This window comes from Microlunatus endophyticus (genome assembly GCF_014646195.1).
Taxonomy (GTDB): Bacteria; Actinomycetota; Actinomycetes; order Propionibacteriales; family Propionibacteriaceae; genus Microlunatus; species Microlunatus endophyticus.
The window spans coordinates 258698-279813 of record NZ_BMMZ01000004.1 but is presented as its reverse complement, the minus strand read 5'-3'; the positions used below and the strand labels follow the sequence as shown (position 1 = coordinate 279813).

The 21116-nt window shown below is 68.2% G+C and carries 20 protein-coding genes; 12 read left to right on the top strand and 8 right to left on the bottom strand.

Features of this window, described 5'->3' with window-relative positions:
- Positions 1 to 6: 6 nt before the first annotated feature.
- On the bottom strand, positions 7 to 648 hold the full coding sequence (locus IEY07_RS10305) for an FMN-dependent NADH-azoreductase (protein ID WP_188895173.1): 642 nt from the start codon (positions 646 to 648) through the stop codon (positions 7 to 9).
- 42 nt (positions 649 to 690) lie between these two features.
- On the opposite strand from IEY07_RS10305, the gene IEY07_RS10300 reads away from it, so the two are divergent.
- A complete protein-coding gene (locus IEY07_RS10300) occupies positions 691 to 1482 on the top strand; it encodes a class I SAM-dependent methyltransferase (RefSeq protein WP_188895171.1) in 792 nt (263 codons plus the stop codon).
- 137 nt (positions 1483 to 1619) lie between these two features.
- Here the strand turns inward: IEY07_RS10300 and IEY07_RS10295 are convergent, their stop codons facing one another.
- On the bottom strand, positions 1620 to 2948 hold the full coding sequence (locus tag IEY07_RS10295; protein WP_188895169.1) for a D-arabinono-1,4-lactone oxidase: 1329 nt from the start codon (positions 2946 to 2948) through the stop codon (positions 1620 to 1622).
- An 86-nt stretch (positions 2949 to 3034) separates the two neighbouring features.
- Positions 3035 to 3526 carry a mycothiol transferase gene (locus IEY07_RS10290; protein ID WP_188895167.1) on the bottom strand — a complete coding sequence of 164 codons (492 nt, stop codon included), beginning with the start codon at positions 3524 to 3526 and terminating at the stop codon, positions 3035 to 3037.
- Between the two features lie 115 nt (positions 3527 to 3641).
- Here IEY07_RS10290 and IEY07_RS10285 point away from each other — a divergent pair, with 115 nt between their 5' ends.
- A complete protein-coding gene (locus IEY07_RS10285; protein WP_188895165.1) occupies positions 3642 to 4547 on the top strand; it encodes a serine/threonine-protein kinase in 906 nt (301 codons plus the stop codon).
- Here the strand turns inward: IEY07_RS10285 and IEY07_RS10280 are convergent.
- Both IEY07_RS10280 and IEY07_RS10275 read right to left on the bottom strand, forming a co-directional pair.
- Entirely contained in the window at positions 4517 to 5773 is a 1257-nt protein-coding gene (locus IEY07_RS10280) for an amino acid deaminase/aldolase (RefSeq protein ID WP_188895163.1), read from the bottom strand. The two genes, IEY07_RS10285 and IEY07_RS10280, sit on opposite strands and share 31 nt — an antisense overlap.
- The gene (locus IEY07_RS10275; protein WP_188895161.1) at positions 5773 to 7050 is read right to left on the bottom strand and encodes an MFS transporter; all 1278 of its coding nucleotides are present in this window, start codon (positions 7048 to 7050) and stop codon (positions 5773 to 5775) included. The genes IEY07_RS10280 and IEY07_RS10275 overlap by 1 nt, the downstream gene beginning before the upstream one ends.
- Before the next feature lie 74 nt (positions 7051 to 7124).
- Between IEY07_RS10275 and IEY07_RS10270 the strand changes: the two genes are divergently transcribed.
- The 4 genes from IEY07_RS10270 (at position 7125) to IEY07_RS10255 (ending at position 10744) form a co-directional block, all read left to right on the top strand.
- Positions 7125 to 8165 carry a DsbA family oxidoreductase gene (locus tag IEY07_RS10270; RefSeq protein ID WP_188895159.1) on the top strand — a complete coding sequence of 347 codons (1041 nt, stop codon included), beginning with the start codon at positions 7125 to 7127 and terminating at the stop codon, positions 8163 to 8165.
- Between the two features lie 107 nt (positions 8166 to 8272).
- Positions 8273 to 8428, top strand: a complete 156-nt coding sequence (locus IEY07_RS10265; protein WP_188895156.1) for a hypothetical protein — start codon at positions 8273 to 8275, stop codon at positions 8426 to 8428.
- A gap of 326 nt (positions 8429 to 8754) precedes the next feature.
- The gene (locus IEY07_RS10260; protein WP_188895154.1) at positions 8755 to 9738 is read left to right on the top strand and encodes a carbohydrate kinase family protein; all 984 of its coding nucleotides are present in this window, start codon (positions 8755 to 8757) and stop codon (positions 9736 to 9738) included.
- A gap of 37 nt (positions 9739 to 9775) precedes the next feature.
- Complete coding sequence (locus tag IEY07_RS10255; RefSeq protein ID WP_188895152.1) at positions 9776 to 10744, top strand: phosphotransferase enzyme family protein; 969 nt, start codon at positions 9776 to 9778, stop codon at positions 10742 to 10744.
- Between the two features lie 8 nt (positions 10745 to 10752).
- On the opposite strand, the gene IEY07_RS10250 is transcribed toward IEY07_RS10255, so the two are convergent.
- Positions 10753 to 12084 carry a glycosyltransferase family 87 protein gene (locus IEY07_RS10250; protein ID WP_188895150.1) on the bottom strand — a complete coding sequence of 444 codons (1332 nt, stop codon included), beginning with the start codon at positions 12082 to 12084 and terminating at the stop codon, positions 10753 to 10755.
- A 116-nt stretch (positions 12085 to 12200) separates the two neighbouring features.
- Here IEY07_RS10250 and IEY07_RS10245 point away from each other — a divergent pair, with 116 nt between their 5' ends.
- Together IEY07_RS10245 and IEY07_RS10240 are read left to right on the top strand one after the other, a co-directional pair.
- Positions 12201 to 13361 (top strand): molybdopterin-dependent oxidoreductase, encoded by a 1161-nt coding sequence (locus IEY07_RS10245; RefSeq protein WP_188895149.1) that lies wholly within the window; start codon positions 12201 to 12203, stop codon positions 13359 to 13361.
- Entirely contained in the window at positions 13358 to 13795 is a 438-nt protein-coding gene (locus tag IEY07_RS10240; RefSeq protein ID WP_188895147.1) for a hypothetical protein, read from the top strand. The genes IEY07_RS10245 and IEY07_RS10240 overlap by 4 nt, the downstream gene beginning before the upstream one ends.
- Here the strand turns inward: IEY07_RS10240 and IEY07_RS10235 are convergent.
- The gene (locus IEY07_RS10235) at positions 13754 to 15100 is read right to left on the bottom strand and encodes a DUF2064 domain-containing protein (RefSeq protein WP_188895145.1); all 1347 of its coding nucleotides are present in this window, start codon (positions 15098 to 15100) and stop codon (positions 13754 to 13756) included. The two genes, IEY07_RS10240 and IEY07_RS10235, sit on opposite strands and share 42 nt — an antisense overlap.
- Positions 15097 to 15753 (bottom strand): glycosyltransferase family 2 protein, encoded by a 657-nt coding sequence (locus IEY07_RS10230; RefSeq protein WP_188895143.1) that lies wholly within the window; start codon positions 15751 to 15753, stop codon positions 15097 to 15099. The genes IEY07_RS10235 and IEY07_RS10230 overlap by 4 nt, the downstream gene beginning before the upstream one ends.
- 124 nt (positions 15754 to 15877) lie before the next feature.
- On the opposite strand from IEY07_RS10230, the gene IEY07_RS10225 reads away from it, so the two are divergent.
- From IEY07_RS10225 to IEY07_RS10210, 4 genes are all read left to right on the top strand, one after another.
- Complete coding sequence (locus IEY07_RS10225) at positions 15878 to 16582, top strand: response regulator transcription factor (protein ID WP_229669929.1); 705 nt, start codon at positions 15878 to 15880, stop codon at positions 16580 to 16582.
- Positions 16579 to 17730 (top strand): sensor histidine kinase, encoded by a 1152-nt coding sequence (locus tag IEY07_RS10220; RefSeq protein WP_229669928.1) that lies wholly within the window; start codon positions 16579 to 16581, stop codon positions 17728 to 17730. The genes IEY07_RS10225 and IEY07_RS10220 overlap by 4 nt, the downstream gene beginning before the upstream one ends.
- The gene (locus tag IEY07_RS10215; RefSeq protein WP_188895139.1) at positions 17727 to 18710 is read left to right on the top strand and encodes an NAD-dependent epimerase/dehydratase family protein; all 984 of its coding nucleotides are present in this window, start codon (positions 17727 to 17729) and stop codon (positions 18708 to 18710) included. Before IEY07_RS10220 ends, IEY07_RS10215 begins: the two co-directional genes overlap by 4 nt.
- Positions 18711 to 18838: 128 nt before the next feature.
- Complete coding sequence (locus IEY07_RS10210) at positions 18839 to 21082, top strand: phosphocholine-specific phospholipase C (RefSeq protein WP_188895137.1); 2244 nt, start codon at positions 18839 to 18841, stop codon at positions 21080 to 21082.
- Positions 21083 to 21116: the final 34 nt, after the last annotated feature.

The window sequence follows — 21116 nt, the reverse complement described above, 5'->3', positions numbered from 1 at the left end:
GCAGGGCTAGCCGATCTTGCGGGCCAGTTCGGCCGCACGCTGGTGGCCCGCTCGCAGCTCCTCGGCGGCCCGGTCAGCCTCGCCGGCCATGCCCGGGACCACCCCGCTGAGCGTCCGGGAGACCTTGATCACCGAAACGTCCATGCCGAGCGCGTTGCCGAGGATGATCTGCAACGGGGGCACCGTGTGATCCCAGTCGGCGTTCGCGCTACCGGGATCGTAGATGCCGCCACGGCTGCTGATGATCACGGCCGGCTTGCCCGCCATCGGCTGGGCGTCGTTGTCGAACGGAGTCGTGACACCGGGAATGTGGATGTAGTCCAGCCACACCTTCAGCACCGAGGGCAGCGAGTAGTTGTACATCGGAGCGCCGATCACCACCGCGTCGACCGAGATCAACTCGTGGATGATCTGCTGCTGCAACGCCTCGGCGTCAGCCGGCGGCGTCGCACCCGGAGACCGGAGCCGGGCCGGCCAGTGCAAGGACGCGTCGGCCAGGTGCGGCAGCGGATCGGCGTGCAGGTCCCTGCGGATGATCACATGATCATCGCCGAGCCCGGTCCAGGTGTCGGCGAAGGTCGTGGTCACCGCCCGCGAGACCGAGCCGGTGGCATCGGCCGAGGAGTCCAGTTGCAGCAGCGTTGGCATATTCACAAGCTATCTCCCGGCTCCCGGTGGCAGGATCGGGGGATGAGCAACCCGGATCGCCATGATCTCGCGCTGGCCTTCGACCGGGCGGCTGCCGGCTATCAGTCCGGCAGACCGGAATACCCGGAGGCGCTGTTCTCGGAGCTGATCGGCGCCGCCGGGTTGCGGCCGGACGATCGGCTCCTGGAGATCGGCTGTGGACCGGGCAAGGCGACCGTGCCCCTGGCCGCCCGCGGCTTCCGGATCACCGCCCTCGAACCCGGCCCGGACCTCGCCGAGCAAGCCCGGACCAACCTCGCCGGGACGACGAGCGAGGTGCTCACCACCACCTTCGAGGACTGGCAGCCGGACCGCGACGACTACGCGCTCGTCTACGCTGCGACCGCCTGGCACTGGGTCGACCCGCAGGTCCGCTGGGCCAAAGTCGCCTCCATCCTCGCCGACGGCGGTCACCTGGCCGTCTTCGGCGCCGGGCATGCCTTTCCCGAAGGGTTCGACCCGTTCTTCACCCAGATCCAGCAGGTCTACAACGAGATCGGCGAAGGGCTCGAGGAGGGCTGGCCGCCGCCTCCTCCCGACCAGCTGCCCGATCCGTCGCCGGAGTACCGGGAGAACGGCTACGCCGTCGACACCGTACGGCGCTTCGTCTGGGGCCTGCGCTACGACGCGGATTCCTACCTCAGATTGCTGGACACCTTCTCCAACCACATCCTGATGCCGGCCGACAAGCGGGAGCACCTGTATGCCGGGGTGCGGCGGTTGCTGGCCGAGCGTCCCGACGGGTTGCTGACCCGGCACTGGGTGGCGACCCTGGTCGTCGCGCACCCCGAGTAGCCCCTTCCTCGTATCCCTTCCTCGCTTCGGGGTCGCGGACAGTGGTGTCGTCCCCGCTTCGGGTCCATGCGCTCGCTTCCTGGGCAACGGAAGCGGGCGCATCGCCGGGAAGCGGAGACGGTACGAACTGCAGCGAACTACGGGCCGAGAACCCTGTCCAGATGGGGATTGGCGAAAACCCGGTGCGGGTCGAGGCGGTCGCGTACGGCCAGGAAGTCGTCGAAGTGCCGATACTTCGGGCGCAGCTGATCAGCGGTGAGAGTGTGCAGCTTGCCCCAGTGCGGCCGCCCGTCATGATCGAGCATGATCTCCTCAACGGCGTCGAAGTAGGCCTGGGTGTCGCGATCGCGGTGATATCGGTGGACGGCGATGTAGCCGGACAGTCGATCATGAGCAGTAGACAGCCAGAGCTGGTCCGCGGCGGCGGAGCGGACCTCGACCGGGAACGAGATCCGCAGATCCCGGTCCTTGATCAACTGCCCGACAGCGCGGAGCGCGTCGGGCACAGCGGTCCGCGGGACTGCGTACTCCAGCTCCTTGAAGCGCACCGTCCGCCGCGTGGTGAAGACCCGGTGCGACACGTCGGTGAAGGACCGGTTGCCGGTGATCTTGTCGGCGGTCCGGTTGATCATGGGTGTAATCGCCGGCATCCCGGACTGGACCGCGCACAACGCCCGGTAGAGCTCATTGGACACCAGAGTGTCGTCGATGAACCGCTGTCCCCGCTTCAGCGGCGCAAGCCCGGCGTCGGACGGCAGCCTGGTATTCGTCTTGGTCAGGGCGGTCGTCGTGTGCGGGAACCAGTAGAACTCGAAGTGGTCGGCGGCATCACAGCGCTGCTCGAAGGCGTCCAGCACCGCGGCGAGTGGCTCCGGTCGTTCGGTGGCCGCCAGCGTGAAGGCCGGTACGCAGCGCAAGGTCACCGACACCAGCACACCGAGCGCTCCCAGCCCGACACGGACGGCGTCCAGCAGCTCCGGATTCTCCGTGGCCGAGATCGTGATCAACTCGCCCGTCCCGGTGATCAGCTGCACCGCGGCGACCTGGGTCGCCAGGCCGCCGAAGCGGCTGCCGGTGCCGTGCGTTCCGGTGGAGATCGCCCCGGCGATGGTCTGCCGGTCGATGTCGCCGAGATTCTCCATCGCCAGCCCGTAGTAGCCGATCAGCCGCGGAACCTCGGCCAGCCGGGTGCCGGCCCCGAGCGTGGCCAGACGGCGATCACGATCGACGCTCATCAGGCCGTGCAGCCGATCGGTCCGCAGCTGGACGCCCTCGGTCACGCCGATCGCCGTGAAGGAATGCCCGGCGCCGATCGGCTTGACAGTGCTGCCGCGTTCGGCCGCCTCCCGGACCAGATCCTGGATCTCCGAGGCATGGGAGGGCGCGAGAATCCGCTCCGGCGTCGCTAGCTCCGTACGCCCCCAGGTGCGCCACACCCCGTGTTGAGCGCCAGGCCTCCGCCCCATCCCGCCACCTCGCTCCAACCCGTGAGCAACGATGCCGGCCACCCTAATGGACGACGCGGGACATCGGCCGCCCGACGACCAACGACTCAGCGATCGACGACCAGGAACTGCCGGGAGTCGAGATTCTCCCGGACGATATCCAGGTGCCCGGCATGGCACGCAGTCTCGACGACGACGTGCAGGATGACGGCGGTGAGATCGGCGGGGGCATCCGGATACGGCTGCCACCGAGTAGGACTCGCCGCCGGCAGTCCGGAGATGATCTTGTCCGATCGGTCGCACTCGGCGCGATAGCCGGCGATGATCTCGGCCGCGGACAGCGGTTCCGGATCGTGGAAGCCCGACAGGCCGCGAGCGACCCCGGCGTCACCCGCCACTGCGCCCGCGAACCAGATCCGTTCGACATCGAGGGTGAGGTGCCGGATCATGGACAGCGGTGTCCATCCGGACGGCACATAGCTGCGCCGCAGCGCTTCCTCGTCCAGTCCCTCGACCGCTGCCAGTACGTGGCGCCGGGTCCAGCCGAGTTTGGCCAGCAGTTCCTGGTCGAGCGGCGTTCGGGTCACGGTGTCGTCCATCGGGGTCCTCCTCGGTGCGGTCACACCCTTGAACGAGGACGCCTCCGCAGATCGACAATCCGGGCCCGCGAATTAGTCTGCGATCACCGCCGGTGCTGGGCTAGCGTCGTCCTCCGTGTCCGTCTTCCTCAGCACCACCGTCATCGATGAGGCACCCGCCGACTTCGTTGCCCAGCACGGCCGGATCGAGACCGAATTCTCCTATCTCACCCAGGACTCCGGGAATGTCTCCTGGATCGTCGACGCCCCCGAGGGTCACCTGTTCGTCAAGACCGCCGGGACCGATGGTCCGCCACGCGGCGCGACCACGCCCTATTTCGACCGTGCCGGCCGCGTGGGGCTGCTGCGCAACGCAGTTGAGCTGGCCAAGTCCTGTGATCATCCAGCCCTGCCCACGTTGCTGAACGTCATCGAGAGCGCCGACGGTCCGATGCTCGTCTACGAAGCGGTTCCGGGCGAGCTGATCGGAATCGTCACGCCCGGCGCCTCCGCCGCCGAACGGCGTGCCGATCCGGCATCGGCCTACCAGCGTTTCGCCCATCTGCCGGCCGAAGATCAACTCGGTGTCTTCGACACGCTGATCGACCTGCATCGCGCCCTGGCCGCCGTCGGCTGGGTGGCCGGCGATCTGTACGACGGCTGCCTGATCGTCGACTTCGCCACCATGAGGCTGCGCGTTGTCGATCTTGACTCGTACCGGCGTGGACCGAGTCGCAACGACATGGGACGGATGTTCGGGTCGACCCGCTTCATGGCGCCCGAGGAATTCGAGCGCGGTGCACCGCTGGACGAACGGACGACGGTCTTCACTCTCGGACGGCTGGTCTGCCACTTCGGCACCCGGCTGACCGAGGATCCGGGCCGGTTCTGCGGGCCGACCGCGCTGTGGGAGGTCGTCGACCGCGCGATCCGGCCCGAACCGCAGGACCGGTATCCCAGCGTTGCCGACTTCACCGCCGCCTGGCGATCGGCGCGCTCCTGGTCAGCCCCTCAGAGGAAGACCCGGCCCTCGCCGCGGTAGCTCGGCAGCCGATCGCTGATCACCAGCTCGTCGGCCCCGTCGAGCAGCACCAGCTCTGCCACGTGCTCGCTCAGCTCGCCGGCCTTGGTATGCCGGAACCAGACCCGGTCCCCGATCCTGAGATCGGAGGCATTCCTGCCCTGTAAGGGAGTCTGGACCTCCCCTGCCGCCTCAGTGCCGAGGTACTCGAGCCCGGTCGGCCAGACCGGTTTGGGCAGCCGATCCGGTGCGGGTGGCCCGGACGCGATCCAGCCGCCACCCAGCACAGTGGCGATGTCGGGCCGCGGCCGGCGGACCACCGGCAGTGCGAACGCGACCGCGGGTGCCGGCGTGAAGGCCCGGTAGTGGTCGAAGAGATGCGGCCCGAACAGCCCGCTCCCGGCTGCGATCTCGGTCACCGAGGAATCCGACCGGGTGGTCTCGATCGACCCGGTGCCGCCGCCGTTGACGAAGGCAAGGTCATCCGCACCCGCCTGCTCGAGCAGTGACCGGACCGCGGAGACCGTACGGGCCCGGCGCTCGGCCAACTCCGCGGCCGATCTGCGCTGCATCGCCCGGACTACCGCCGATCTGGCCGGATTGCCGGGCACGATGTCACCGACGCCGGCGATCTGGGCCTCGTACGCCATCAACCCGGTCAGCCGGAATCCCTTACGGGAGAGGACCTGGCGAGCCAACGCGATGACGTCCTCGGGATGATGCAGCGGCGAGCGATAGACGCCGAGGTGCTGCCCGGCGACGTCCAGCGAGGCATCCAACTCGATCGCGACCTTGATCGCCGGACGCCGATCGGGCGCGGCGACAGTATCGATCAGGTCGAGCTGCGCCGGATCGTCGATCATGATCGTTATCCGGTCGACGGCATGATCATCGCCGACAAGATCACCGATCGCAGATCGGTCGGTCGTCGGATAGCCGACGACAAGATCATCGATGCTCGAGGACAACCAGACGGCCTCGGCGAGGGTGTAGGCGAGCACGCCGTGGACCCCGTCCACGCGTAACGCGGCCTCGATCAGACCCCGGACCCGCAGCGACTTGCTGGCGATCCGGATCGGCCGTCCGGACGCGCGGCTGATCATGGTGTGCAGGTTCTGGCGGAGGGCGCCGAGGTGGCCGGCGGCCAGTGGCGGATCGAGGTCGGCGGTCGCGGTGTCGATTCCTGTCCAGTACCGGGCGGGATCGTCCCAGGGTCGTTGATCATCGTGTCGGGCGAGATCGACCATCAGGCCACCTTCCGGACCGGCAGCAGCGCCAGCGCGCCGCACGCCGCGAAAACGACGACGAAACCGAAGAGCAGCCAGAAGCCGCCGGCCAGCACCACCAGACCGGCACCGGCCAGCGGCGCGAAGGCCTGCGGGATGGCGTACGCGATGTTCATGATGCCGAGGTCCTTCCCCCGATGTGCGGCGTCCGGCAGCACCTGGGTGGCGAGTGCCTGGTCGACGGCCAGGAAGGCGCCGAAGCCGACACCGCACAGGATCGCGGCGATGATCACCGTCGGCCGACCTGGGGCGATGATCAGGATCAGCCCGGCGGCCGACTGCAGGACGGCGGTGATGATCACGTACCGCTTGCGCCGGCCGGCCCGGTCGGAGAGCCGCCCCACCACCAGCGACGCGATCGCCGAACAGACCGAGTAGATCGCGATCACCACGACCAGCATCGTCTGCGCCGGACCGGATCGCATGCCCAGGCCGAATTCCAGGAAGTACAGCAGCAGCGTCGTGGTCAGCGCATTGGCGGTGTTGACCAGCACCCGGCTGCCCAGCGTCCACCCGAAATCGGGATACCGCCGGGGCGAGATCCAGAAGCCCTGGACGAAGGACCGTACCGTCACCGGCGGACGGGCCGCGGCGGCCAACACCTCGTCCGGCATCCGCACGACGAAGCCGACCGCGGCGACCAGCAGCACCACCGCGACCGCCAGGTAGCCGGTGCTCCTGGACAGTCCGAGTGCGACCACGACGGCGACGCCGAGCAGCACCCCGACCGGCTGCGGCGCGGCCATCCATCCGGAGACCGTCGCCCGCTGGCCGACCGGGACCTGGTCGGAGATCACGGCGGTGAGCGAGGCGGTCAACACGCAGAAGCCGACCAGTGCGAGCGGCCAGAAGACGGCGACCCCGCCGATCGCCTGTTGGCGGCCGAGCAGCACCAGCGCAACCGCGAAGATCAGCGCCCCGGCGACGATCCAGGGACGTCGGCGACCCCATCGCGAGGTGGTCCGGTCCGACAGCGCGCCGGTGAGCGGGTAGGCGATCGCCGCACACGCGCCGGCGATTCCCGACACAACGCCGAAGGCGACCACATTGCGGACCCAGGCATCCGGGTCGAGGTGCAAGACGTCGGTGACCTGCGCCGGCAGCAGCAGCTGGATCGGCGTCAGCTGGGCGATCCAGACCCCGAACCACGTCATGGCGAACAGCGCGATCCAGCGTCCGCCCACCCGGTCGGTGGTCGCCGCCGGTACGGACGCGGTCGAGATCCGCGCATCTGACATCGTCAGAAGATCCTGGCACCTCGCGGGTCGAAAGCGTACGGATCCGGGCGATCAGATCGCGGCATCATGGGGAGATGCTCATCGAGATCTATGCGGATGTGGTCGACGTCTGGGCCTATATCGCCCGGCGGAGGCTTGAACGCGCTCTGGAGACGATCACCGCGGCGGACCTGCCGGCCGTACGGCCGACCGTGGTCTGGAGACCCTTCCTGATCGACCCGACCGCGCCCAGTCCTTCGGAGGAGCTGGTGCCCGGGGATGAGCTGATGGACAGTGTCCTGCAGCAGTCCGCGCCCGGCGTCGGTGCGGCGATCCGACGCCTGGAGGCCGGGCAGGCTGCGCGGGACGAGGGACTCGAACTGCCCGACCCGCGCTGGCGGCCGAGCAGCTGGGCCGCGCACCGGCTGATCGCGGCCGCACTCGAACACGGGCCGCAGACGCAGGACGAGGTGGTCGAGGAGATCCTCAACGCCCATTTCGTGGCCGGGCGCGACATCAACGGACTGGATCTTCTCGCGCCGCTGGCCGAGCAGTACCGGCTGCCGGCTCCCGTACGGCTCGAGCGCGAAGGCTCAGGCCCGGCGTCGGCACTCGCCTACCTGCAGCCAGGCTTCCCGCCTGACGACCTGCTGGAGCGGGCCACCCGGGAGGCGCAACTCTTCGGACAGGCGATCGGGGTGACCGAGTCGCCGACCTTCGTCATCGATCAGACGATCGTCGAGGTCGGTGCCGTGTCAGCAACAGTGTTGGCAGCGCGGATCGCCGAATTCGCCGGACGGCCGGTCAGTCCAGTACCCGAGGAGGTACGTCGGGTGCGCGCGGCTCGATCGTTGCTCGAGGCCAGGAATCCGCGGGGCTCGCTCTATCTGCTGGCTCCGCTACGCCCCGAATACGACGGCGACCGTGGTTTCGAGACACTTACCGCACGGGCCCTGGCGGCCTCAGCCAGTCTCGAGCCGGCGCGGACGAAACTCGCCGAGCTGCTCGAGCGCTGGCCCGATGACGCCTATCTGCAGTTGCTGATGGGCAAGACGCTGAAGCGTCTCGGGCACCCGGATGCGGACAAGCACCTGTCGCTGGCGACCGCGATGGACCCGGAGTACCTGGACTTCTGAGCGTTACGGAGACGTCGTGCCGGACGCTTTGTTAGGTGGGTTGCGTAACGGGTAACCCTCACAGCGATTCGAGAGTCGGGCGACGGCCCGCCGCGAAAGGAGTCGTTGTGATCATTCTCGGCATCATCTTGTTGATCCTGGGATTCGTGTTCAGCATTTCGATCCTGTGGACGATCGGGATCATCCTGATCGTCATCGGGGCGATCCTGTGGATCCTTGGCGCCGCAGGGCGCCAGATCGGACCACGAAAGTTCTATTTCTAGTGTCGTGGGTCAGCACCTTGCCGGGTTGAGAAGTGGCCCGGAACCGCTGTGAGCCGTCGAGCCCGCGGACCTGGACGATGTCCGGGTCCGCGGGCTCGACTGGCTTCCCCCTGATTCACACCGACAACCTGATTCACACCGACAACCTGATTGACACCGCCAATGCTTCGGACGAGGCAGGGCGACATCCGGATCAGGAAGTCGCCGCCGGTAGGCGCGGGATGGTATGAAAGACGGCGCAAGCGCGTAACGTCTGATCGCGTTCGCGTTCACGCACCGTTTCTTCACCGCGGAATGCGCGACCTCACCTCGAAAGGGCGCACGGCATGCAGATCGCTGTTACCGGATCGATCGCGACCGACCACCTGATGCAATTCCCCGGCCGGTTCACCGACAGCCTCGTCGACGGCAAGATGGAGACGGTCTCGCTGTCCTTCCTGGCTGATCAGCTCGACATCCACCGTGGCGGCGTCGCTGCCAACATCAGCTTCACTCTCGGCTGCCTCGGGATGTCACCCATCCTGGCCGGTGCCGTCGGTGCCGATTTCGACATCGACTACCGGCCGTGGCTGGAGGAGCACGGGGTCGACACCAAGTCGGTGTACGTGTCGAGCACCCACCACACGGCGCGCTTCGTCTGCACCACCGACCGGGCACAGAACCAGATCGCAACCTTCTACGCGGGGGCGATGCAGGAGTCGGGCAAGATCGAGTTGAAGCCGATCGAGGACCGCCTCGGCCAGCTCGACCTGGTCGTGATCGCCGCCAGCGATCCGGACGCGATGATCACTTACACCGCCGAATGCGTTCGCAACGGCTACCCTTTCGCCGCCGACGTCTCCCAGCAGCTGGCGATCATGGACGGCGACGGAATCCGCAAACTCGTCTCCGGGGCGAAATACCTCTTCACCAATCAGTACGAGTCCGAGCTGCTGATGCAGAAGACGGGTTGGTCCAAGAACGAGGTCCTCGGCGAGGTGGGCCTGTGGATCATCACCCAGGGAGCCCAGGGCGTCTCGATCGAGTCGACGGACGGCTCCGCCCTGACCGTCGGCTCGGTTCCGGTCGATCAGGTCGTCGATCCGACCGGCGGTGGCGATGCCTTCCGCGCCGGCTTCCTGTGGGGCCTTGACCAGCAGTTCCCGCTCGAGCGTGCCGCGCAGGTGGGTTGTGCGACCGCCGCCCTTGCGCTGCAGACGGTCGGTCCGCAGGACTTCACCCTGGACCGGCACGCATTCGTCACCCGGATCGGTGAGGTGTACGGGGAGCAGGCCGCGCTCGATGTCCGGCGCTGCCTTCTCACCGACTGAGGATGACCTCGTCGGGTGCCCCGACCCGATGCGCGAGATGATCATGGAAGCGACCCAGGGCGCGCTGCGTCATTGGAATCTCGAGCCGGTGACGGGTGTGGAACGGGCGACCAGCGGCGTGATGAACCAGACCTATCTGGTCTCGACCGCACAGCGGCGGCTGGTGCTCAGGCGACATCGACGGTCGGTACGCGACGAGGTGGAATTCGAGCATGCCGTGATCGCCCATGCCCGGGCACGCGGAATCCCTGCCCCGGCGGCGATCAGTACTCCGGACGGCGAGGCGATCGTCGATCATGATGGGGCCTTCCATTCGCTGTTCGCCTTCGCCCGTGGCCAGCAGGTATCTCGCGGCGAATTGACGGCGCCACACGCCCGCTCGATGGGCGAGATGCTGGCACGTCTGGATCTCGCACTGGCTGACTTTCCGGTGCCACCGCGGGCGGCCCGCGAACACCCCGCTGATCTTGCTCCGGTGGCCGTCGCGGTCGATCACCTGCTACAACGGATCGGCCGGCGCAGTGAGCAGTCCGAACGGGACCGCTGGGCTGCGGATCTGCTGCGTACGAAGGCCGCCTGGCTGCAGGCCGCCACGCCACCGATCTGGCGCGACCCACCGGGCGACGAGTTGCAACTGGTCCACGGCGACTATCAGGAGTCGAATCTGTTCTTCGACCCGTACCGGACGGTGGTCGACGTGATCGACTGGGACAAGGCCGATGTAGGCTGGCCGCCGGCCGAGATCGTACGGACCTTGGACCTCGCGCTGCGGCTGGATCCCGAGCTCTGCGCCCCATTCATCGACGGCTACCGCACGGTGCGCCCGGTCTCGATCGCCGATCTTGATCAGGCGGCCGGCAACTGGAACTACAACCGGATCCATGATCACTGGGTCCTGGAGGGCATCTACCTCCGGGACGACGACCGGCTGCGGATTTTCCTCGAGCCGGGGCCTTTCGTTCCGTTCGCCGATAAGTGGGCCCGGCTCCGGCCACTGCTCGACTGAGCGCGCCCTCAGACGCCGCCGGTCAGCGCCCAATCCGGCCGCCCCCGGCTACGGCGCAGGGCGGCGACGATCAGAATCGTGACCAGGGCGGCGCCGTAACCGATGGTCTGCAGGACAGCGTCGTGGTCGTGGAGATAGCCGAAATAGGCCGCGGGCCACAGCGTCAGCCATTCGAAGCGTCGTGCTAGCACCACCAGGACCATGAACGGCAGCAGATACCAGGGGTAGGCCGGTGTCGCGACCAGAAACGCAGCTCCGTACAACCAACAGCAGGTGACCAGCACCGGATCGCGACGCGATCGGACCATCGCCACCACCGCGCAGGCGGCAGCGATCATCAGGGCCACCGGAAGCCGGGCACGGTCCGGCAACAGGATCAACAGCGCGAACCGCCGTCGGCCGTCCTCGAAACCCTCCTCGTTGAGATAGCCGGGTAGATAACCCAGGACCAGCCCACCGACCGCGAGCAGGTGCGGGAGATAGCCCGCGGCGAGCGTGACGACCGAGGTCGTCGCGGTGCGAAGCGGTTGTCGGCGGACGAAGACCGGCAGCAACAGCATCGGAACCAGCTTCACTCCTCCCGCGAGGCCGAGCATGATGCCGGCCAGCCGATGCCTGCCGCCGATCAATGCCCACCCCATGATCACCAGCAGCAGCGCCGCCAAGACATCGACGTGAGCGCCGTTGGCCGCCTCGACCATGGTTGCCGGACAGGCACCGTACGCCAACGACCAACCCGGCTGCGAACCGGTCGCCGACAGCACCCTGCCGATCATGACGGTAGTGATCACCACGGCGACAGCGGAGCCGAGCTGCAACCCCAGGACACCCGCCCGCCACGGTGTCACGGCGGCGACCAGCGTGAACCAGAGCTCGGCGATCGGTGGGTAGATCGTGTGCACCCACGGCCGGTTGATCAACGGCACCGAGGATCCGGGCGGAAACAGCAACGGGTCGCGCAGCCGTGCCAACGCCGGACTCAAGGGCGGGTAGCGATACGGGTCGATCCCGGCCAGTTGCACCCGACCGTCCCAGACGTAGCGGTAGGAGTCGTCGCTGAGCAGCGGACGCGCCAACAGGCCCGGGATCTGGGCCAAGGCGACGATCGCCACGACGACCGGTGGTCGGAGAGCGGGAATCGCGCAGCGGCACCACACACCCAACGCGCCGAAGAGCAGAACGGCGACGAGGACCCCAAGTCGGGCGTGATCAAGCTGCCGCAACGGAATGATCGCCAGCTCGCTGCCGAGGATGATCAGGACCGACACCAGGATCCGGGCCGACGGCAGGGGCCGCACGGCACGCGTGTGGCCATGTGCGTCGACGGCGGCAGAAGTCATGGACCCTACGCTCTCGTGGTGATCACCGGATTCCCCAGCCCGCCAGGGAATCCGTAGCCGGTCGGTAATCGCGTCGACACTGGCCCGACCCGGCTGCGCTGCCTAGGCTCGTGATCATGGTGCGATGGCCGCTGCAATCGATCCGGCGCCGGATCCCGACGCCCGCGAGCGTGACGGGCGCCGTGCAGTCACCGGCCGTCGTCACCCGCCTGGGACTGTTTCTCGGACCGGCCTTCGGGGTCTGCTTCCTCACCGGCCTGATCAGCCACAACGCCCAGTCCCCGACCGGTGTGCTGCTGCGACCGTGGCCGGTGTGGGGGTATCGCCTCACCCAGGGCATCCACGTCGCCACCGGCATCGCGTGCCTACCGTTGTTGCTGGCCAAGATATTCGCCGCCTATCCGCGGATCCTGGACCGGCCCGACGGCCCGGCGCGCGGGCCATCAGTGATCATCCGCTTCGCCGCCGGCCGACTGCTGATCGGCATCCTGACCGCAGCCGGCATCGTGCAGGTCGCAACCGGACTCTTCAACATCTTCCAGTGGTACGTCTTCACATTCGACTTCGTACCCGTTCACTACGCGGTCGCCTGGGTAGCCATGGGCGCGATCCTGATCCACGTCGCGACCAAGCTGCCGACGATCATCGAGACGCTCCGCCGGCGTCGCCGGACCGGGCAGCGGCACTCACCCGGTGCGCGCCGTGGCTTCATCGGCGGCGTCCTGGGCGTTGCCGGCGGGCTGACGATCTTCAGCATCGGCCAGACGATCGGGCCGTTGAACGGGCTGGCGCTGCTCTCGCCCCGCCGGCCGAGATCGGTCAATCTGCAAGGGGTTCCGATCAACCGGACGGCCGCACAAGCCGGAGTTGTCGACCGCATCGACAGCTGGAGCCTGACCATCACCGGGCCCAGCGGCGAGCACACGCTGCACAGGGACACGTTGACCGCAATGCCCCAGGCCACGGTCCGGCTGCCGATCGCTTGCGTCGAGGGCTGGAGCGTCAGCGCCGAGTGGTCGGGCGTCCGGATCAAGGATCTGGTCGATCTCGTCGGTGGTGCCGGTCGCGATCTTCGGGTGCAGTCGATGGAACGCGGCTCGCGGTATGCCCGGACCCGGTTGCCGGCCGACTTCGTTGCCGACCCGCGCAGCATCCTGGCGATCAGGATCAACGGCGAGGTGCTGGCTCTCGACCACGGCTATCCGGCCCGGATCATCGCCCCCGATCGGCCCGGTGCCCTGCAGACCAAGTGGGTCGAGCGCTTGGAGGTGCTGTGACCGAGCGGATCGTCCGGTGGTCGCTGGCCGTTCTCGGCGGCTGCGGGATGGCGTACGGCCTGGTCCTGGTGCTGACCAGGGTGAGTCCTGCGGACTGGTTCCGGCTGGCGCGGTGGGGTCTGGCAGCCTGGATGATCAACGATCTGGTGCTGATGCCGCTCGCACTGCTGCTCGGCCTGACGGTCCTGCGACGGGTGCCGCCGCGGCGTCGGATGCCGTTGCGCATCGGGCTGCTCGGGCTGGCCAGCCTGGTGATCATGACAGCGATAGCAGTCGGCGCGCGGGCCCACCAGAAGAACCCGACTGCCGAGGTCACTGCCCCGCTGCCGGCACTGTTGATCACCGGAGGCGTCCTGGTCCTGGTGATCCTGGTCGCCGAGCTTGTGGCCGGGCTACAGCGTCCGGAGCGCGACGAAGGTCCGGCCGCCGGCTGACCATCGTTCGTTCACCATCAGATTCAGCCGCCGCGCCCGCTCCCCCAGAGCATCGGCGCCGATCTGCGCCCAGCGGACATAGCCTGAGACCGATCCGGCGGTCAGCAATACCCGGTGGGTCCGATCGACAGCGGGCTCGGGATCGGTCTCGCAGATGATCAATCCGCCTGCCGTGACCAGGGACATGCAGCGACGCAACAACCCGTCGGCGTCACCGCCGAGGCCGAGGTTGCTGTCCATCAGCAGTACGGTCCCCCAACGCCCCTCACCGGGGAGCGGGCCGGTGACATCCCGTCGCAGCGCGGGGGCGCCACGCCGCAGACTCGCCTCCACCGCGGCAGCCGAGAGATCGACCCCCAGCGCCGAGCGGCCGGATTCGGTGAGTGCGGCCACCATTCGGCCCGGGCCACAGCCGAGATCAAGTACCGGAGCCTGACAGCGCGCCACCACCAAACGGTCGACGGCGTCCGCAGGACGCCGCCAGAGATCGGCCGAGACTCTGAGCGGGTCGACTCCGACGTCGGTCGCCGCCCGCAGCGGGAGGCCGCCATAGGCATGGTCGAAGATCATCCGGAGGTCCTCGGCCGGGCCGAGCCCGGTCGGATTCCCGGCGGTGATCATCCGATGGGTACAGGAGAAAGCCAGATCCGGATACTGATCCGCCAGCGCGGCTGCGTCGCCGGGAGTGTCGACGTCGCGCAGCGGAGGCAGCAGCTTGACCGTGTAGCCGAGATCCAGCAACCGCGCCAGCTGTGCGGCCCCGGTCCGATCGGTGGACATCGGCACCGCCGCGAACACCTCGGCCGCAGGCCCGCGGCGCAGGCCGATCGTCCAGTAGCCGCCGTCCTCGGTCAGTCCGATGACGGCGTCCGCGCCGTCCCAGGACGTCTGCAACAACTGCCGGGTCACCTGCGGTGTGTCCATGGCGATCACCATGATCGGCCCCGGACTGTCTGCCAACGCCCGATCCAGGGCCCGGCCGAGGCGATCACCGAGCCCGCCGCTGCCCTGGTCGATCACCTCGAACCCGGCTCCCCGTCCTGCCGGATTCCCTTCCCAGGCGAGGATCCGACGGCGTACGGGCGTATGTCGTACGGCCTCGAGAGTGTCATCCAGTGCGGCCGCAGCCAGCCGGGACGCCTGACCGGGCGTGAACACCGACTGCAGCCGGGTCTTGACCCGACCGGGTACCGGCTCCTTGGCCATGACGATGATCGTTTCCGCGCGGTCGGCAGCTGCCTCGGCATGACCGTCTTCGGATGGCGACTCGAGGACAAGAGCGGGCAGCTTCTCGGCAGCCGTCATCGCGAGGCCAGCACCCCGCGCAGATCACGGACTGCCCGCAGCACCCCGATCGGCGTACCGCTGACCTTGGATCGTCCGACCCGTGGGTGGTAGTCGACCTCGAGCTGCCCGATCCGCCATCCAGCCGCTGCCGCCGCGACGACGGTCTCGGCCGGATAGCCGCTGCGCCGGTCTCGCAGGCCGAGGGCCAGCAGTGATTCCCGGCGTGCGACCCGCATCGGACCAAGATCACGAATCCGGAGTCCGGTCCGCGCCGACAGCTCCCGGGCCAGCTCGGCATTGGCCAACCGCAGCCACCACGGCCAGGCGCCACGACCGACCGGACGCCGGACGCCGATCGCGAGATCGACCGTGTCGTCTCCGACCAGATCGACGAGCCGTGGCAGTTGCGCGCCGTCGAGGCTGCCGTCGGCGTCCATCACGACGACGATGTCTGCCTCTGATGCGATCAGGCCGGCGTGGCAGGCGGCTCCGTAGCCGCGCTGCGGACAGTCGACAACAGCCGCGTCCAGGCGGCGTGCGACCTGGGCGCTGCCGTCAGCGGAGCCGTTGTCGATCACCAGAACGCCGTAGCCCGCCGGGATCGCCCCGATCACCGCCGGAAGTGCGGCGGCCTCATTCAGGCAGGGCAGGATGACCTGGACCGATTCCATGGTCGAAAACCTAGACAGCCAGCAGGTGGCAGACCATGATCAAACGCTTTCGGTTCGCTTACGCCCGATGCGGGACAGCGCCGGATCGGGGTCGATCCGGGGCGAGGACTCGTACGCTGGCGGGGTGAGTGCCCAGGTATTGATCGTCGAGGACGACCAGATGCTCGCCGACGTGCTGGCCAGCTATCTGACCAGGGCCGGTCACCGGGTGACGCTCGCCCGGGACGGGTCGGAGGCGGTGACGGTCTGGCAGCGGACCGTTCCCGATGTCGTGCTGCTGGACGTGATGTTGCCGACGCTCTCCGGACTGGAGGTGCTGCGCCGCCGCCGCGCCGCGGGCGACCGCGCGGCCGTGATCATCATCTCCGCTCGGGGTGACGAGCCCGACCGGCTGGTCGGCCTCGAGGTCGGTGCCGACGATTACGTAGTCAAACCGCTGAGCCCGCGGGAGATCGTGCTGCGTACCGAAGCGCTGCTGCGGCGGGCCGAACAACTCACTGGGAGCCGGCTGCGCGATCGGGCGATCGTCCTGGGCGACACCGAGATCGACCTCGCGGCCCGCACCGCATCGAAGCGCGGAGAGCCGCTCGGGCTGACCAGCAGGGAATTCGATCTGCTGGCCTTTCTGGCCGGCCATCCCGGTGAGACCTTCAGCAAGTCGGCCCTGCTGAATCGTGTCTGGGGCTGGGATTTCGGTGACAACTCCACGGTCACGGTGCACGTGCGACGGTTGCGCCAGAAGATCGAGGCCGACGCCTCCGATCCCCGGCTGGTGCTGACGGTCGGCCGGGAGGGCTATCGCGCGGCGCGGGAGGACGAGTTGGCATGAGCCAGATGCTGCATGACCGCCTGATCATCACCGGGATCACCGTCCTGACCTGTCTGGTCGTGGCCGGAGTCGCCTGGGCGTTACTGCGTCTGGTCCGGAAGGCATCGATCCGTTACCAGGTGATCATCGCCGTGTTCGCTCCGGTGCTGGCGGTCGCCGGAACCGTGGTGATCAACGTCCGCTACATGTTCTTGTCGGCCCATGACAGCGGGGTGATCATTCTCGCGCTGATCGTCTCGCTGGTGCTGGCTGCGGCGCTCGGACTCCTGGTGGCCCGACGGATCGTGGTGGGTGCGACGCATGTCGGCGCCGGTATCACCGATCTGGCACCCGGCACCCCGCGTCGGCCCGCGGCCGCCGGGGACACGGCGCTGCCCGCCGAGCTGGCCGGAGTGATGGCCGAGCTCGACAGCACCCGGATCCGGTTGGCCGAGGCACGGGAACGAGCTCAGGCCGCGCAGTACGCGCGCCAGCAGCTGGTCCGCCATCTGTCGCACGATCTGCGGACACCGTTGTCCGGGCTGCGCGCCATGGCCGAGGCGTTGGAGGACGGCATGGTGACCGATGTCGGGTTGGCGATGCGGCAGATCCGCGCCACCGTCGGACGGATGGATTCCTTGGTGGGCGACCTTTTCGAGCTGTCCCGGGTCCAGGGCGGACCACCCGACCGGGAACACAAGCTGCTGTCGGTCAGGGAGTTGATCATCGACCTGGTCGACGAGGTGGAGACCGTCGCCGAGCGAGAGAGCGTGACATTGCGGGTCGACGTACCGCAGGACGACCGGCTGGCGATCAGTGGTGACGCGGACGACCTGGTCCGGGCGCTCGGCAATCTGGTCACCAACGCCGTACGGCACACCGGGCCGGGCGGCATGGTCGCCATCACCGCGGGCCGCGGTCCCGGCGGCGACGTCGGAGTCGCGGTGGCGGACGGCTGCGGCGGGATTCCGGAACCGGATCTGTCCCGGGTCTTCGACGCCGGCTGGCGCGGAGACCAGTCCCGGACCGGCGCCGACGGTGCCGGACTGGGACTGGCGATTGCTCGCGGCGTGGTCGAATCCCATCAGGGTCGGATCGCCGTCCGGAACACCGACGACGGATGCCGCTTCGATGTCGAGTTGCCCGCATCGGGGAGATCGGCCGGATGAAGGTCATGATCACCGGCGGCGCCGGATTCATCGGCCGCGCCGTCGTGAGCCGTCTGCAGCACCTCGGACACCAGCCCGTGATCTACGATCGAACCGTCGACTTGCGCGACGACATCGTGGATCTGTCGCGGCTGGGTGCGGCGCTGCGCGGCTGTGACATGATCATCCATCTGGCGGCCAAGGTGGGACTCGGCGTCGATCTGTCCGATCTCGACGGATACGCCCGCGACAATGATCTTGGTACCGCGGTCGTATTGCGGGCAGCTGCCGAGGGATCGGTCGGACGGATCGTGCTCGCCTCCTCGATGGTGGTCTACGGGGAGGGCCGGGCCGGTTGTCCGCAGCACGGGTTGGTACCGGTGCCGCCGCGTACCGAACAGGATCTGGCCGCCGGACGATTCGAGGCCCGCTGCCCGGAGTGCGGCTCGGATCTCGATCCGCAGCTGGTCGACGAGGACAGTCCTGCCGATCCACGCAATGTCTACGCCGCTACCAAGGTGCACCTGGAGCAGCTGTCCTCGATCTGGGCCAGGGAGACCGGCGGATCGGCGCTGGCATTGCGCTACCACAATGTCTACGGTCCAGGATTGCCGCGCGATACCCCGTACGCCGGTGTTGCCGCGATCTTCCGCTCGGCCCTGGCCGCGGGGCGCGCTCCGACGGTGTTCGAGGACGGACGTCAGCGGCGGGACTTCATCCACGTCGACGACGTCGCCGCAGCAACCGTTGCTGCCCTGCAGGCGCCGGTGCCCGCCGGTCTGACCGCGCTCAACATCGGCTCCGGTGACGTCACGACGATCGGTGCGGTTGCGGACCGGATGGCGATGATCATGAACGGTCCAGAGCCGGTGATCACCGGGCAGTACCGGCTCGGCGATGTACGGCACATCACCGCCGACAGCAGCGCGGCACGACGGATCCTCGGCTGGTCTCCGCGGGTGCCGCTCGACCAGGGCCTGGGCGATCTCGTGGCCGGCTGACGAGGGGCGGCGATCCTGAAGACGATCAAGGAATACCGCGATCGGTCAACCAGCCGACGCCTGGCGTTAAGCCCGTCCCAGCAGGCTGAGCAGATCATTCCAGCTCAGCTCCATGGAAGGTGGGCCAGATGCCCCAGCCCCAGCTCGATCGCCGACTGTTTCTCACCCTTGCCGGGACCGCCGCTGCCGGTGCCGCACTCAACGCCAGCATCACCCACGCGGCCGCGATCCCTCCGAACCGGGCCCACGGCAGCATCGCCGATGTCGAGCACATCGTGATCTTGATGCAGGAGAACCGCAGCTTCGACCATTACTTCGGGACGATGCGCGGCGTCCGCGGTTTCGGCGAGCCACATCCGGCTACCCTGCCGAGCGGGAACTCGGTCTTCCAGCAGCAGGATGTCGACGGCACCGAGGTGCTGCCGTTCCGGCCGGACACCGGCGACGACCTGTCGTTGTATTTCATCGAGGACCTGGACCACAGCTTCACCGGCGGCCAGCTGACGCTCAACCGCGGCAAGTACGACCAGTGGGTGCCGGTCAAGACCACCACCTCGATGGCGCATCTGACGCGGGCGGACCTGCCCTTCTACTACGCGCTGGCCGACGCGTTCACCGTCTGCGACGCCTACCACTGCTCGCTGCTCGGTCCGACCGACCCGAACCGTTCGTACCTGTGGACCGGCTGGGTCGGCAACGACGGCAAGGACGGCAAGGGCCCGATGGTCAACAACTCGGAGGCCGGGTACGGCTGGACGACCTACCCGGAGCGGCTCGAGGCGGCCGGGGTGAGCTGGAAGATCTACCAGGACACCGGCAACGGGCTGGATGCCGAGACCGTCACCCAGTCCGACGGCACAGTGATCGACAACTGGTGGGGCTGGGACGAGAACTTCCCCTACATCGGCAACTACGGCGACAACACCCTGCTCTACTTCACGAAATATCAGAACGCCAAGCCCGGCGACCCGCTGTACGACAAGGCTCGTACGGGGACCACGGTCGCGGCCGGCGCGGACTTCGAGGGCCAGGCCGCTGCCGCCCCACAGCTCTTCGACCAGCTCCGCGACGACGTGTTGCAGGACAAGCTGCCGCAGGTTTCCTGGATCGCGGCCCCGGAGGCGTTCACCGAGCATCCGCAGTGGCCTTCGGGTTACGGCTCCTGGTACATCGCCAACGTGCTGGACGCGCTGACCAGCAATCCCGAGGTCTGGAGCAAGACCGCCTTCATCATCACCTTCGACGAGAACGACGGCTTCTTCGACCACGTCGTGCCGCCGTTCCCCAACGTCGGCGACCTGCCGGGCAAGTCGACGGTGCCACTCGACAACGAGTATTTCGACGCCACCAGGGGCCTGGACACCAACCAGCACGTCGGCCCGTACGGCCTGGGTGTCCGGGTGCCGCTGCTGGTCGTGTCGCCGTGGAGCACCGGCGGCTGGGTGAATTCGCAGACCTTCGACCACACGTCGGTGATCCAGTTCATCGAGAAGCGGTTCGGTGTCGAGGAGCCGAATCTGACGCCGTGGCGACGTACGGTCTCAGGCGATCTGACCTCGGCGTTCGACTTCGGCAAGACCGGCCTACGGGTGCCGCGGCTGCCCGACACGTCTGCGTACGAGCCGACCGGTGACGACAACGGCTGGGAGCATCCGACGCCGCCGACGACTGGTGCGCTGCCCAAGCAGGAGCCCGGCGTACGGCCGAGCCGTTGTCTCGGTTACGACCTGACCGCGGACATCGCCGTCGAGCGCGGGCAGCTCACGCTGGACCTGACGAACCGGGGATCACTCGGCGTCCACGTCCAGGCTCGTTCGCTGACGGTGCCTAACGCGCCCTTCAGCTACACGATCGGCGCCGGGCACAGCCTCAGCGACGCCTGGCCGGTCACCGGTGTCTACGACCTCGAGTTGCACGGTCCGAACGGATTCTTCCGGCAGGTCGCCGGCGCGCCGACCTCACCGCTGCAGGTCGCGGTGAGCCAGCGCGGCCCGCACTCCATCGAGCTTGAGCTCAGCGCGCCCCATGGACACAGCGCGGTGACCGCACAGATCGACGACGCGTACGGCCACGACCACTCGGTGCGGGTCCCGGCCGGCCGCAGCGTCACGGTCAGCGTCGAGACGACCTCGACCGGCGGCTGGTACGACGTGAGGGTCACCACAGCTGCGGACGCCGACTTCGTGACCACCGCGGCCGGACGCCTTGAAGCCAGTCCGGGCCTGACCAGCGACCCGCAACTCGGTGGCGTACGACGACAGCCCTGGACCCGGCCGTGGACGCCCAGTCACGTGTTCCGTGCGGCAAGGTCGGTCGGTGGCCCGAAGGGCAAGCGCAACAAGCCGATCCCGATCCCCGATCCCCACCACTGACGAGGGGCTCGCTCGGGCAACCGGACGCGGGGCT

What these genes read in the sequence shown, in the direction of transcription:
- IEY07_RS10305 (WP_188895173.1), bottom strand. Translation starts at nt 648, where the DNA reads ATGCCAACGCTGCTGCAACTGGACTCCTCGGCCGATGCCACCGGCTCG.
- IEY07_RS10300 (WP_188895171.1), top strand. Translation starts at nt 691, where the DNA reads ATGAGCAACCCGGATCGCCATGATCTCGCGCTGGCCTTCGACCGGGCG.
- IEY07_RS10295 (WP_188895169.1), bottom strand. Translation starts at nt 2,948, where the DNA reads ATGGGGCGGAGGCCTGGCGCTCAACACGGGGTGTGGCGCACCTGGGGG.
- IEY07_RS10290 (WP_188895167.1), bottom strand. Translation starts at nt 3,526, where the DNA reads ATGGACGACACCGTGACCCGAACGCCGCTCGACCAGGAACTGCTGGCC.
- IEY07_RS10280 (WP_188895163.1), bottom strand. Translation starts at nt 5,773, where the DNA reads ATGGTCGATCTCGCCCGACACGATGATCAACGACCCTGGGACGATCCC.
- IEY07_RS10275 (WP_188895161.1), bottom strand. Translation starts at nt 7,050, where the DNA reads ATGTCAGATGCGCGGATCTCGACCGCGTCCGTACCGGCGGCGACCACC.
- IEY07_RS10270 (WP_188895159.1), top strand. Translation starts at nt 7,125, where the DNA reads ATGCTCATCGAGATCTATGCGGATGTGGTCGACGTCTGGGCCTATATC.
- IEY07_RS10260 (WP_188895154.1), top strand. Translation starts at nt 8,755, where the DNA reads ATGCAGATCGCTGTTACCGGATCGATCGCGACCGACCACCTGATGCAA.
- IEY07_RS10255 (WP_188895152.1), top strand. Translation starts at nt 9,776, where the DNA reads ATGATCATGGAAGCGACCCAGGGCGCGCTGCGTCATTGGAATCTCGAG.
- IEY07_RS10250 (WP_188895150.1), bottom strand. Translation starts at nt 12,084, where the DNA reads ATGACTTCTGCCGCCGTCGACGCACATGGCCACACGCGTGCCGTGCGG.
- IEY07_RS10245 (WP_188895149.1), top strand. Translation starts at nt 12,201, where the DNA reads ATGGTGCGATGGCCGCTGCAATCGATCCGGCGCCGGATCCCGACGCCC.
- IEY07_RS10235 (WP_188895145.1), bottom strand. Translation starts at nt 15,100, where the DNA reads ATGACGGCTGCCGAGAAGCTGCCCGCTCTTGTCCTCGAGTCGCCATCC.
- IEY07_RS10230 (WP_188895143.1), bottom strand. Translation starts at nt 15,753, where the DNA reads ATGGAATCGGTCCAGGTCATCCTGCCCTGCCTGAATGAGGCCGCCGCA.
- IEY07_RS10220 (WP_229669928.1), top strand. Translation starts at nt 16,579, where the DNA reads ATGAGCCAGATGCTGCATGACCGCCTGATCATCACCGGGATCACCGTC.
- IEY07_RS10215 (WP_188895139.1), top strand. Translation starts at nt 17,727, where the DNA reads ATGAAGGTCATGATCACCGGCGGCGCCGGATTCATCGGCCGCGCCGTC.
- IEY07_RS10210 (WP_188895137.1), top strand. Translation starts at nt 18,839, where the DNA reads ATGCCCCAGCCCCAGCTCGATCGCCGACTGTTTCTCACCCTTGCCGGG.